This is a genomic window from Streptococcus infantis, from assembly GCF_047463315.1.
GTDB classification, from domain to species: Bacteria; Bacillota; Bacilli; order Lactobacillales; family Streptococcaceae; genus Streptococcus; species Streptococcus infantis_AB.
In genome coordinates this window covers 123,769-135,477 of record NZ_JASHEB010000001.1, presented here as the reverse complement: position 1 = coordinate 135,477, position 11,709 = coordinate 123,769, and the positions used below count along the sequence as shown (strand labels likewise).

The following is an 11,709-nucleotide window of genomic DNA, read 5'->3' as shown; positions in this document are numbered from 1 at the left end:
CGAGTTTGAAGCTCGAACTTTTTTTATTAGAATTGTTAAAAACAGAAAAAGATAGTAAAATAGTTACATGATTATTTTACAAGCTAATAAAATCGAACGTTCTTTTGCAGGCGATGTTCTATTTGAAAATATTAATCTACAAGTAGATGAAAGAGATCGTATTGCTCTCGTTGGGAAAAATGGAGCTGGTAAGTCGACACTATTAAAGATATTAGTCGGGGAAGAAGAGCCAACTTCTGGTGAGATTAATAAGAAAAAAGACATTTCCCTTTCTTACTTAGCACAGGATAGTCGATTTGAATCAGAAAATACTATCTATGACGAGATGCTTCACGTCTTTGACGACTTACGTACTACTGAAAGACAACTTCGCCAGATGGAGCTAGAGATGGGGGAAAAAACAGGTGCAGATCTCGATAAGCTCATGTTAGACTACGATCGTCTATCTGAAGAATTCCGTCAGGCTGGAGGATTTACCTATGAAGCTGATATTCGCGCCATTTTAAATGGTTTTAAATTTGATGAGTCTATGTGGCGGATGAAAATTGCCGAGCTTTCTGGAGGTCAAAATACAAGATTAGCCCTAGCCAAAATGCTCCTTGAAAAGCCAAATCTCTTAGTTTTGGATGAGCCGACCAACCACCTGGATATTGAAACCATTGCCTGGTTAGAAAACTATCTGGTTAATTACAGTGGTGCCTTGATAATTGTTAGTCACGACCGTTATTTCCTCGATAAGGTAGCAACCATAACGCTCGACTTAACCAAACATTCTTTAGATAGATACGTAGGAAACTACTCAAGCTTTGTGGAGCAGAAAGAGCAGAAGTTACTGACTGAAGCTAAGAACTACGAAAAGCAACAGAAGGAAATTGCTGCTTTAGAAGACTTTGTTAACCGAAATCTCGTTCGAGCATCGACAACCAAGCGTGCTCAATCTAGACGTAAACAACTGGACAAGATGGAGCGTTTAGACAAGCCTGAAGCTGGGAATAAATCAGCTAATATGACCTTTCACTCTGATAAAGTATCAGGAAATGTCGTTTTGACGGTTGAAAATGCTGCTATAGGTTATGATGGGGAAATACTATCTGAGCCTATCAACCTCGACCTTCGTAAGATGAATGCCGTAGCAGTTGTAGGTCCGAATGGTATTGGTAAGACAACCTTTATCAAGTCTATTGTGGATCAGATTCCATTTATCAAAGGAGAGAAGCGTTTTGGTGCTAATGTTGAAGTTGGCTACTATGACCAAACTCAAAGTAAGTTGACACCAAGCAATACAGTTTTAGATGAACTTTGGAATGATTTTAGATTGACGCCAGAAGTGGAAATCCGAAATCGTTTAGGCGCCTTCCTTTTCTCAGGTGATGATGTTAAGAAATCAGTTGGCATGCTTTCAGGTGGAGAGAAAGCTCGATTACTACTGGCTAAACTGTCAATGGAAAACAATAACTTCCTGATTCTAGACGAGCCGACCAACCATTTGGATATTGATAGTAAGGAAGTTTTGGAAAATGCACTGATTGACTTTGATGGGACTCTTCTATTTGTTAGCCATGACCGTTATTTTATCAATCGTGTATCTACACATGTTCTGGAATTGTCCGAAAATGGTTCGACCGTCTATTTGGGTGATTATGACTATTATGTTGAAAAAAAAGCAGAGTTGGCAGCAAGTCAAGAGGAAGAAGCGGCAACTTATAGCCAAGAAAAAGAGGTTTCTCCAGTTAATGACTATCAAGCTCAAAAGGAAAATCAAAAAGAACTTCGTAAGTTGATGAGACAAATTGAAAGTCTTGAGGCAGAAATCGAAGAACTGGAAACTCAGTCCCAAGTCATTTCTGAACAAATGCACACTACCAATGATGCGGATGAACTCATGCAATTGCAAGCAGAACTAGATAAGATTAGTCAGCGCCAGGAAGAAGCTATGCTAGAGTGGGAAGAATTATCGGAGCAGGTGTAAGATGGAAAATCTTGGAAAAGTTTTTCGTGAATTTCGAATCAGTAAAAATTATTCATTGAAAGAAGCTGCAGGAGAAGCTTGCTCGACCTCCCAGTTATCCCGTTTTGAATTGGGGGAGTCGGATCTGGCTACGTCTCGCTTCTTTGAGATATTAGACAATATCCATGTGACGATTGAAAATTTTATGGATAAGGCCAGAAATTTTCAACACCATGAGCATGTGGCCTTGATGGCTCAGTTGGTTCCTCTTTATTATGCAAACGATATTGCGGGTTTTCAAAGGCTTCAAGAGGAGGAACTTGAAAAAGCTAAGAGTTCAACAAATCCCCTCTATTTTGAGCTAAACTGGATTTTGCTACAAGGCTTGATTTGCCAGAGAGATGCCAGCTACACGATGAAGCAACGTGATCTGGATAAGGTGGCGGACTATCTTTTTCAGACAGAAGAATGGACCATGTATGAGTTGATTCTCTTTGGCAATCTTTATAGCTTTTATGATGTGGACTATGTCACTCGGCTTGGTAGAGAAGTGATGGAGCGGGAAGATTTCTACAAGGAAATTGGACACCATCGAAAACTGGTCTTGATTCTAGCCCTCAATTGTTACCAGCATTGTCTAGAACATCATTCTTTTGAAAATGCCAGCTATTTTGAAGCCTATGTGGAAAAGATTATCGGGAAGAGCATCAAACTCTACGAGCGCAATGTCTTTCATTACCTCCATGGATTTGCCCTCTATCAGAAGGGGCAAACAGAAGAAGGGAGTCAGCAAATGCAGGAAGCTATGCATATTTTTGATGTGCTAGGTCTTCCAGAGCAGGCAGCCTATTATCAAGAACACTTTGATAAATTTGTAAAATATTAATTTTCCCAAATAGGGGAAAAATGAAAATCTCTTTCATGAACTGATACAATAGTTTCAGAAAATGAAGGAGGTTTTTTATGAATCGACATGCAGTCCAATTAATTGCTCGTGGGGCGATCGATAAAATGGGAAATATGCTCTATGATTATGGGAACAGTGTCTGGCTGGCCTCAATGGGAAATATAGGAAAGACGGTATTAGGGATTTATCAAATTTCGGAGTTGGTGACAGCTATACTAGCTAATCCCTTTGGAGGCGTGATTTCAGACCGTTTTTCCCGTCGCAAGATTTTGATGACAACAGACTTGGTTTGTGGGATTCTCTGTCTGGTAATTTCTTTTATCAGAAATGATAGCTGGATGATTGGAGCTTTGATCTTTGCTAATATTGTCCAGGCTATTGCCTTTGCTTTTTCTCGGCCTGCCAATAAAGCTATTATCACAGATGTGGTAGCAAAGGACGAGATAGTGACTTATAACTCTCGCTTGGAGTTAGTTTTACAGGTTGTAGGAGTCAGTTCTCCGGTGCTTTCTTTCCTTGTTTTACAATTTGCAAGTCTTCATCTGACGCTCTTACTAGATGCTTTGACCTTTTTCATCGCTTTTGCCCTAGTGGCTTTACTTCCCAAAGAAGAACCAAAGGTTCAAGAGAAGAAGAGTTTTACAGGGAAAGATATTTTTGCGGACATCAAAGATGGCTTGCACTATATTTGGCATCAAAAAGAAATTTTCTTTCTCTTGTTAGTGGCTTCCAGTGTTAATTTCTTTTTTGCAGCTTTTGAGTTTTTGCTCCCTTTTTCAAATAAACTTTATGGTGTAGACGGAGCCTATGCAACTATCTTAACTATGGGTGCAATTGGCTCAATCATCGGAGCACTGATAGCAAATAAATTTGAATCCAGTATGAATACACTTTTGTTCTTAATAATCCTCACAGGAGTAGGAGTTTTCATGATGGGCTTGCCACTACCTAATTTTCTCACTTTTTCAGGAAATCTATTTTGTGAACTCTTTATGACAATTTTTAATATTCACTTCTTTACTCAGGTACAGACCAAGGTTGATGGAGACTATCTGGGGAGGGTATTGAGTACCATTTTTACACTGGCAATTCTCTTTATGCCGATTGCGAAAGGTTTGATGACATTTCTACCAAGTGTGCAATTAGTTTCCTTTTTAATTATCGGACTCGGAGTTATTCTTCTTTCGTTGGTATCAATGATCTATATTCAAAGACAAGATTAATATAGAAAAAAAGCAACGTCAATCGTTGCTTTTTCGTTTATATCTATCCACCCTGAGGGAATCGAACCCCCATCTCAAGAACCGGAATCTTACGTGATATCCATTACACTAAGGGTGGAAACTTCCCCCATTATATCAAAAAATATGGTGTAACTCAAGAGTCATCTAAAAGATGAAATATATAATAAAAAAGGATTTAGAAAATATCTAAATCCTTTTACATTTTTAGTTTTTTTCAAGAAGTGCTTTGATTTCTTGAAGAACTTCCAATTCAGTTGGAGCTGCTGGAGCTTCTTCAACAACTTCTTCTTTCTTACGAAGGTTTTGAGCTTTTTCAATAGCTTTAATCATGAAGAAGAGAACAGTACCAATTACAACGAAGTTGATAACAGCGCTCAAGAATTTACCATATGTAACACCATTCCAAGCAAGCTCAGCAATGTTTTGTACATTTGCAGCTTCCAAGGCTGGGTTCAATAGAAGTGGAGTGATGATATCATTAACAAATGAATTGATGATAGCACCAAAAGCAGTGGCGATGATCACACCGACAGCAAGGTCAACGACATTACCGCGGAGCAAAAATGCTTTAAGATCCTTTAACATAATCTTTTTCCTTTCAAAAATTTATCAAATTTTTACAGACAAAATTATATCGTAAATTTATGTTGAATGCAAGAAAGGTGCTCATTTATTTTTAAAAACAAAAAGCTTGCTAAATAGGTAATTTAAAACAACAATTGTAACTTGAGCAAACCCTATTTCAATTGTGTTAATTATATTAATATCATCACCTACAAATTGACCAATGATATGAGGGAATTCAGTGACAAAGATAAAGGTTAATACCATATCAAGTAAGAAGGTAAAAAGTCTAGCTCCTGAGAATTTGATAAGACGTCTAAACCAATTTGCTCGTTTTTGTTTAAAAACAATTGTGTCATTCGTGAAGAAAGCAAATAGAATACCTGTTATATTACCTAGAGCAGTAGCTGTTAATTCTTGCTGTGTCAAGTAAAAAATAATCATGCGAGTCCCTACAGAAACAATTGTAGTAGCAACGCCGAAAAATAAATAAGACAAAATTTCATTATCGAAGAATTTTTTAATGTATCTTTTCATAAGATTAGTATAGCATAAAGCCTTTAAATGTGCTATACTAATAAAGTTGACTTGTTCAACCCTTGGTGCTTAGCTTCTTTCACCAAGCATATTAGACGCGGGATAGCCGCTAAAGGAGAAAATATGAAAAAACTTACTGTCCGTGATTTGGCAGATATTGCCATTGTCGCAGCTATTTATGTGGTGTTGACAATCACACCACCACTGAATGCCATCAGTTATGGCGCCTATCAGTTCCGCATTTCTGAAATGATGAACTTCCTAGCTTTTTACAATCCTAAGTATATTATCGGTGTTACTCTTGGATGTATGATTGCTAATTTCTTCAGTTTTGGACTCATTGATGTCGCTGTAGGTGGAGGCTCAACTCTAGTCTTCCTTAGCTTAGGAGTTTGGTTGTTCAGTAAATATAGTAAAGACTATCTTTTTAATGGATTGATTCGTAAAGATCATTTCTTCTTTTCAATTCTATTTTCAATTTCAATGATCACCATTGCTGCTGAATTAAACATCGTAGCAGAAGCACCTTTCTTCTTTACCTGGTTCACTACTGGTATCGGAGAATTCGCTTCACTAATTGTCGGTGCCATTATCATTGGTAAAATTGGTCAACGTATTGATTTGACTAGATAAAGATATCACATGAAATATTATTGAAAAGGGCTGAACTTTGTTCAGTTTTTTTCTTTGTCCATGAACCTAGAAGCTCAACAAAAGTGGTATAATAAAGAAAAAAGGGATTATTTTAATATGTATGGTTATCGTATTTCAGTTTTTGAAGTCCTTTGGAAAAATCAGGTCATTAGATTTTTGTTAATTTTTTTAGCACTATTTTATTTCTATCTTTTTTTCCAAAGAGTTAAGACATCTTTAAAAAGTGGTGGGAGTATGTTGGATCCTTTTCATATTGGAAAGGGAAGATTATACATTCACACGATTATTCTTTTTAGAAAAAGGATTGTTCCTCTAGCTGAAATTAGACAGATTGATATTGATTACGTTCGAGGGAGAAGAATGAATGGGGACAGGTATCATCTGTACTTTACAAGGAAAGATGGAAAATCTTTTACTTTTCATTTTGGAAAAAGCAAAAGAAACGAGGAGTTATTGAAAAATCTTGCCAATGTGGCCAAGAAGTGCCATATTAAAATCTATTATTATTATTAAGAGTCGATTGCTAAAATTGAATTGTTGTCATTTGTGACAATTGTCAAATCCAGGAGAGTAGCTAATATGCTTCAACTACAAGTAATAAGAGAAGATAATCAACTGAGAAACTTATTGATGAAAGAATGCGATATTCTCTTTTATGACCAGTTGAAAGAGGTTGAATTTTCTCAGAACAATGAAGTTTATTCTCTTTCGCCCATAGCCTTTGCTAAAGACGGTAGTGGGGGAGAATATGTAATTCTTGAGGATGAGAGTATCGGCTTTATAGGGAGTGAAGGCCAAGTTGGTCGGGTAGCAGAAAGTCTTGACGACTTGCTTACTTTCTTACTCCATGCTAGTTCTATCACTGATTTTTCTTGTCGTTTACTCTATCAAAACAAGGATTTGTTGGTAAAATTCTGTCAAGGATTTCTCAATAAAGCACGAGAAAACTACCAGTCAAAAGGCGAAGAGTGGGATAAAGTGAGAGCTGGACTTGTACAAGAGTTGGGACTCGAATTTCAGCCAGAGAAACTGCAAGAGTTAGCGTTCAATTTTTATCATTCAGCGATAAGAACCCCTCTATTCACTTGTAAATATGGTCATGGTGAGAATGAATATGTCAGCGATTCTGTTTTATCAGATATTGTCGGCTTGTGGGTTTCAGAGCTTGTAGGATTGACTGCAGAAGAAATTGAAGCTTTTGCTAACATTCAAATGTAAAGAACAAGAATTTATTCCACTTCTTCAGCATTTTCACATCTGACCCAGGATAGTTTTTTACCAAAACTTGTAGCTAAGAAGTTAGCTCGTCCAAGTGAATTGGTTTTACTTGAAGGTATTCTTGCCAACGTGTTTGTTAATATCGCTATTTTGTCTTCAATCTTAGTCAAAGATGCGTCTGCAAAACTTTGGATTATATTGTCAGCAATTTCTATGTTTGTATTTTTATCAAACGAGCACATTGCTGCAAATTTTGCGTCATTTAGTATTGTTAAATTTAGCATTGTTTCTAATGAAGTTCAGCATTTCGAAATCGCAAATATTCTCCGTCATTGGGGTGTCACCTTTGTTGCTAACTTAATAGGTGGTGGTTTCTTGATTGGATTACCATATGCCTTTTTAAATAAAAATGAAGAGACTTATGTAGACTAAAAATTATCAATTGAAGTGGGGAGAAATGCTAGGTTTCTCTCTTTTATTTTAGTTAAAAATATATTAATTATAATAAATAGTTCTAGAAGTTCAGGAATTGTTTTCAGTGATATTAGAAGTCTAAAACCTTAAAACTACAAGAGTGTAAACGATTCCGATAATTTTAAAAAATATTAGTGATTGATTTAGGAAAGCCTTCCCATTGTATCGGTTTTATGTTATAATATTCACAAATAAAGTTTTAGGAGTTTATATGGTCTCATCAGAATTTATTTCAAAAATCGAATTTGCTTGTAAAAAGAAAGAAAGTCTTTATTCAAATAGCAAATTCAAGTATGCTATCCGTTCAATGTTTGCAGGTGCATTCCTTACCTTCAGTACAGCAGCTGGAGCTGTTGGTGCTGACTTAATCAATAAGATTGCACCAGGTAGTGGACGTTTCCTTTTCCCGTTTGTTTTTGCTTGGGGATTGGCTTACATTGTCTTCTTGAATGCTGAATTGGTAACGTCAAACATGATGTTCTTAACAGCGGGTAGTTTTTTAAAAAAAATAAGCTGGAGAAAAACAGCTGAAATTCTTCTATATTGTACTTTCTTTAACTTAATTGGTGCGCTTATCGCTGGTTGGGGATTCGCACACTCAGCAGCTTACGCAAACTTAACACATGATAGCTTTATTTCTGGCGTTGTAGAAATGAAGTTAGCACGTTCGAATGAATTGGTATTACTTGAAGGTATTTTAGCGAATATCTTTGTAAACATTGCCATCCTTTCATTCGTTTTGGTTAAAGATGGTGGAGCTAAACTTTGGTTGGTTCTTTCAGCTATTTACATGTTTGTATTCTTAACAAATGAGCACATCGCCGCAAACTTTGCTTCATTTGCTATTGTGAAGTTCAGTGTTGCTGCTGATTCAATCGCAAACTTTGGTATTGGAAATATTCTTCGTCACTGGGGTGTATCCTTCATCGGTAACTTTATAGGAGGTGGTCTACTGATGGGATTACCTTACGCCTTCTTAAATAAAAACGAAGATACATACGTAGATTAAAAGTTGGATTCATTCCAACTTTTTCTTTTTATCTTTCCATGCTATAATGAATGGAGTAAACAAGTACACAGAGGTAACTCATGAACGAAATTAAATGTCCAAATTGTGGGGAAGTTTTTACAGTTAATGAAAGCCAATATGCAGAGCTGATTTCTCAAGTTCGAACTGTAGAGTTTGATAAGGAATTGCATGAACGCTTGAAGCAAGAGCTGGCCTTGGCTGAGCAAAAAGCCATGAATGAACAACAGATAAAACTAGCGCAAAAAGACCAAGAAATAGCTCAACTCCAAAGTCAAATTAACAACTTTGATACCGAAAAAGAATTGGCGAAAAAGGAAGTAGAGCAAAGTGCTAGTCAAAGCTTGTTAGAAAAAGAAAAAGAGGTCCAAGCTCTTGAGAATCAACTGGCTACCTTGCGCTTGGAACATGAGAACCAACTGCAAAAGACTTTATCTGATTTAGAAAAAGAACGCGACCAGGTTAAAAATCAGCTTCTTTTACAGGAAAAGGAAAACGAGCTTTCTCTGACTTCAGTTAAACAAAACTATGAAGCCCAACTGAAGGCAGCTAATGAGCAGGTTGAGTTCTATAAGAATTTCAAGGCCCAACAATCAACCAAGGCTATTGGAGAAAGTTTGGAGCAGTATGCGGAGAGTGAGTTCAACAAAGTTCGTAGCTTTGCCTTTCCAAATGCCTACTTTGAGAAGGACAATAAGGTTTCAGCACGTGGTTCTAAGGGCGATTTTATCTTCCGTGATTTTGATGAAAATGGACTAGAATTCATCTCCATCATGTTTGAGATGAAAAATGAAGCTGATGAGACTGAGAAGAAGCATAAGAATGCCGATTTCTACAAAGAGTTGGACAAGGACCGACGTGAGAAAAATTGTGAATATGCAGTTTTAGTGACCATGCTTGAGACAGATAATGACTACTTTAACACTGGGATTGTGGATGTCAGTCATGAGTATGAGAAAATGTACGTCGTGCGTCCTCAGTTCTTTATTCATCTGATCGGGCTCTTGCGTAATGCGGCTCTTAACTCTCTAAAATACAAGCAGGAGTTAGCGCTTATTCGTGAACAAAATATTGATATCACTCATTTTGAGGAAGATTTGGAAGCTTTCAAGGTAGCCTTTGCTAAGAACTACAATTCAGCTTCCGTCAACTTCGGTAAAGCCATCGATGAAATCGATAAGGCAATTAAGCGTATGGAAGAGGTCAAGAAATTCTTGACCACATCAGAAAACCAACTCCGCCTCGCAAACAATAAGTTGGACGATGTTTCCGTTAAAAAATTAACTCGAAAAAATCCAACTATGAAAGCAAAGTTTGAGGCGTTGAAGGGGGAATAAAATTTCCTGGAGAAAAAAAGAATTTATATGAAAAGAGCTACAGAAATTATTAGAACATGGTCAGCTGACAAAATAGAATTAATTTTTCTTAAAATTATATTTAAATATTTGCTGTATTTTTTAGTGTTTTCAACAGTAATTGTGTATGTATATATTTTTAACCATTCATCGACCACTTACACAAAGGTATTAACAATATTTCTTGTCCTTCTTATACTGTTTATTTTTCTATCTAAAATATTACTAGATAAGACTTTAATTGATATTTTATTTGAAGATATCAATTTAACAAAGTATCAGGATATAGTTGCTAGAGCTGATGCAAATTCTTTAAATAGAAATGTTCAAGTTCTACCAAAATATTTGGCAAATGCAAGAGTATCCTTTTATAGAGGACACTTCCAAGATAGTTTAGAATTGCTGAATAAAATAAAAAATAGTAATCAAAAAAAATCCAAAAATCTGTACTATGTATTTAATATCAAGTATTATAGTATCCTAAACTTGCTTCATTTGAATGATTGTTTAGAATTAAAAGAATTGATGGTAGAAATTGAAGGACTAACAAGTAATGTTCAATCGCAAATTTTAAAATATCAGGAAGAAATTTTGAGTTTAAAGGCTATTGTTGATATCTATTGTAATAAAGTATCAAACGACTACTTCGACACTGCGGAACCAGAAAATAAGTTAGCTCGAATCATGTTCTCTTATTACGGAGCCCTCAATGCTCAGTTAAAGGGAGACGAAGATCGTGCCCGTAGTTTTTTTGAAAGCATAGTTCATGAAAATCCAGAGCTTTTCTATGTTCAGGAAGCGCAGAAATATTTAGGAGCAGAGGAATAAGAGAGTAATATATGAAATTAATTGAAAAAATAGTAAGTAGGGCGACAGAAAACACTCTTCTACAACTTGATAGGACTATTCTAATTTGCTCATTGTTAGGCTTGATTGTTGATGTGATGGCAGTGTGTTTAGTATTGCAAAGTAATTTGAAAATATTGGGACTCATATTATTAGTTATTGCTTTTTTAACTCTCGTCTTTGTATATTATTTAAGATTTGTATCTAGCAAAATTGTTTATCTAATGTTAAACGATGCTATTAATCTTAAACTCTATGAAGACATGTTTAGGGTTCAATCTGAAAAATCTATTAAGCCCTATAAAGCAACGTACCAAGAAAATTTCCATTTTGTTAAGGGGCAAGTCAGTTTCCTAAAAGGAGATTTTCAGTCTGCAAAAGAAAATCTAGCAAAGATTAATTTTAAAAAAATTTGGAAGAGATTCAGGGGTGACTTATTTCTAAGAACAAGCTTCAATCAATTGCTAGTTTCCATTCATCTTCAAGATGCGCAAGATATTGCTTTCTTTGAGAAACAGTTGTCTAAGGCGCCAGATTCGAAAGATGGTAAGGCTAAACTGGTTGCTCAAGCCCAAGCCATAAAAGATATTTTGTTCAATAAAGAAGTGAATGACCACTTCGATACCACAGAACCAGAAAATAAGTTAGCTCGAATCATGTTTTCTTATTACGGCGCTCTCAATGCCCAATTAAAAGGAGATGAAGCTCGTACTCGCAGTTTGTTTGAAAGCATCTCCCATGAAAATCCAGAACTCTTTTATGTTCAGGAAGCTCAGAAATATTTAGAAGGAGAAAACTGATGTCAGAACGTACTACTTTACCGATTGGGAGTGTTGTTCGAGTGAGAGAAGGTGTGGAGCCTGTCATGATTGTTAATCATTGTCCAGATACTAAAAAGCAGAGGCAAAAATGAAACTAGGACAATTTGGATTGGG

General features: G+C 36.1%; 12 protein-coding genes, 1 tRNA gene, 1 pseudogene and 1 riboswitch. Of the genes and pseudogenes, 11 read left to right on the top strand and 3 right to left on the bottom strand.

All coding sequences use genetic code 11. The annotated features are described in order from the left end of the window. The first annotated feature begins 67 nt into the window (after positions 1–67). The 3 genes from QM857_RS00735 (at position 68) to QM857_RS00725 (ending at position 4,078) form a co-directional block, all read left to right on the top strand. Positions 68–1,969 (top strand): ATP-binding cassette domain-containing protein, encoded by a 1,902-nt coding sequence (locus QM857_RS00735; RefSeq protein ID WP_414274733.1) that lies wholly within the window; start codon positions 68–70, stop codon positions 1,967–1,969. A 1-nt stretch (position 1,970) separates the two neighbouring features. Beyond that, positions 1,971–2,834, top strand: coding sequence for an XRE/MutR family transcriptional regulator (locus tag QM857_RS00730; protein ID WP_414274732.1), 864 nt, complete (start codon positions 1,971–1,973; stop codon positions 2,832–2,834). 77 nt (positions 2,835–2,911) lie between these two features. Next, positions 2,912–4,078, top strand: a complete 1,167-nt coding sequence (locus QM857_RS00725; RefSeq protein WP_414274731.1) for an MFS transporter — start codon at positions 2,912–2,914, stop codon at positions 4,076–4,078. 46 nt (positions 4,079–4,124) lie between these two features. On the opposite strand, the gene QM857_RS00720 is transcribed toward QM857_RS00725, so the two are convergent. The 3 genes from QM857_RS00720 to QM857_RS00710 form a co-directional block, all read right to left on the bottom strand. Continuing rightward, positions 4,125–4,196 (bottom strand) — tRNA-Arg (locus tag QM857_RS00720). Between the two features lie 107 nt (positions 4,197–4,303). Beyond that, the gene (gene mscL, locus QM857_RS00715; RefSeq protein ID WP_414274730.1) at positions 4,304–4,684 is read right to left on the bottom strand and encodes a large conductance mechanosensitive channel protein MscL; all 381 of its coding nucleotides are present in this window, start codon (positions 4,682–4,684) and stop codon (positions 4,304–4,306) included. Positions 4,685–4,765: 81 nt separating this feature from the next. After that, on the bottom strand, positions 4,766–5,200 hold the full coding sequence (locus QM857_RS00710) for a GtrA family protein (protein ID WP_049495169.1): 435 nt from the start codon (positions 5,198–5,200) through the stop codon (positions 4,766–4,768). Between the two features lie 28 nt (positions 5,201–5,228). After that, positions 5,229–5,326: riboswitch (PreQ1 riboswitch) on the top strand. Between QM857_RS00710 and QM857_RS00705 the strand changes: the two genes are divergently transcribed. From QM857_RS00705 to QM857_RS00670, 8 genes and pseudogenes are all read left to right on the top strand, one after another. Further along, the gene (locus tag QM857_RS00705) at positions 5,324–5,833 is read left to right on the top strand and encodes a QueT transporter family protein (protein WP_004252705.1); all 510 of its coding nucleotides are present in this window, start codon (positions 5,324–5,326) and stop codon (positions 5,831–5,833) included. (Overlaps the previous riboswitch by 3 nt.) 600 nt (positions 5,834–6,433) lie before the next feature. Continuing rightward, a complete protein-coding gene (locus QM857_RS00700; RefSeq protein WP_414274729.1) occupies positions 6,434–7,072 on the top strand; it encodes a hypothetical protein in 639 nt (212 codons plus the stop codon). A gap of 12 nt (positions 7,073–7,084) precedes the next feature. Next, positions 7,085–7,504: pseudogene (locus QM857_RS00695) on the top strand (formate/nitrite transporter family protein); the annotation flags it as partial. A 253-nt stretch (positions 7,505–7,757) separates the two neighbouring features. Next, entirely contained in the window at positions 7,758–8,555 is a 798-nt protein-coding gene (locus QM857_RS00690; protein WP_414274728.1) for a formate/nitrite transporter family protein, read from the top strand. 80 nt (positions 8,556–8,635) lie between these two features. Next, positions 8,636–9,910 (top strand): DUF2130 domain-containing protein, encoded by a 1,275-nt coding sequence (locus tag QM857_RS00685; protein ID WP_414274727.1) that lies wholly within the window; start codon positions 8,636–8,638, stop codon positions 9,908–9,910. Positions 9,911–9,937: 27 nt separating this feature from the next. Then, positions 9,938–10,756, top strand: a complete 819-nt coding sequence (locus QM857_RS00680) for a hypothetical protein (RefSeq protein WP_414274726.1) — start codon at positions 9,938–9,940, stop codon at positions 10,754–10,756. A gap of 11 nt (positions 10,757–10,767) precedes the next feature. Next, a complete protein-coding gene (locus QM857_RS00675; RefSeq protein ID WP_414274725.1) occupies positions 10,768–11,574 on the top strand; it encodes a hypothetical protein in 807 nt (268 codons plus the stop codon). After that, entirely contained in the window at positions 11,574–11,687 is a 114-nt protein-coding gene (locus tag QM857_RS00670; RefSeq protein ID WP_172605081.1) for a DUF4176 domain-containing protein, read from the top strand. Before QM857_RS00675 ends, QM857_RS00670 begins: the two co-directional genes overlap by 1 nt. The last annotated feature ends 22 nt before the right edge of the window (positions 11,688–11,709 follow it).

Excerpts from the sequence above, each read along its gene's own strand:
- QM857_RS00735 (WP_414274733.1), top strand. The coding sequence starts at position 68 with ATGATTATTTTACAAGCTAATAAAATCGAACGTTCTTTTGCAGGCGAT.
- QM857_RS00730 (WP_414274732.1), top strand. The coding sequence starts at position 1,971 with ATGGAAAATCTTGGAAAAGTTTTTCGTGAATTTCGAATCAGTAAAAAT.
- QM857_RS00725 (WP_414274731.1), top strand. The coding sequence starts at position 2,912 with ATGAATCGACATGCAGTCCAATTAATTGCTCGTGGGGCGATCGATAAA.
- mscL (WP_414274730.1), bottom strand. The coding sequence starts at position 4,684 with ATGTTAAAGGATCTTAAAGCATTTTTGCTCCGCGGTAATGTCGTTGAC.
- QM857_RS00710 (WP_049495169.1), bottom strand. The coding sequence starts at position 5,200 with ATGAAAAGATACATTAAAAAATTCTTCGATAATGAAATTTTGTCTTAT.
- QM857_RS00705 (WP_004252705.1), top strand. The coding sequence starts at position 5,324 with ATGAAAAAACTTACTGTCCGTGATTTGGCAGATATTGCCATTGTCGCA.
- QM857_RS00700 (WP_414274729.1), top strand. The coding sequence starts at position 6,434 with ATGCTTCAACTACAAGTAATAAGAGAAGATAATCAACTGAGAAACTTA.
- QM857_RS00690 (WP_414274728.1), top strand. The coding sequence starts at position 7,758 with ATGGTCTCATCAGAATTTATTTCAAAAATCGAATTTGCTTGTAAAAAG.
- QM857_RS00685 (WP_414274727.1), top strand. The coding sequence starts at position 8,636 with ATGAACGAAATTAAATGTCCAAATTGTGGGGAAGTTTTTACAGTTAAT.
- QM857_RS00680 (WP_414274726.1), top strand. The coding sequence starts at position 9,938 with ATGAAAAGAGCTACAGAAATTATTAGAACATGGTCAGCTGACAAAATA.
- QM857_RS00675 (WP_414274725.1), top strand. The coding sequence starts at position 10,768 with ATGAAATTAATTGAAAAAATAGTAAGTAGGGCGACAGAAAACACTCTT.
- QM857_RS00670 (WP_172605081.1), top strand. The coding sequence starts at position 11,574 with ATGTCAGAACGTACTACTTTACCGATTGGGAGTGTTGTTCGAGTGAGA.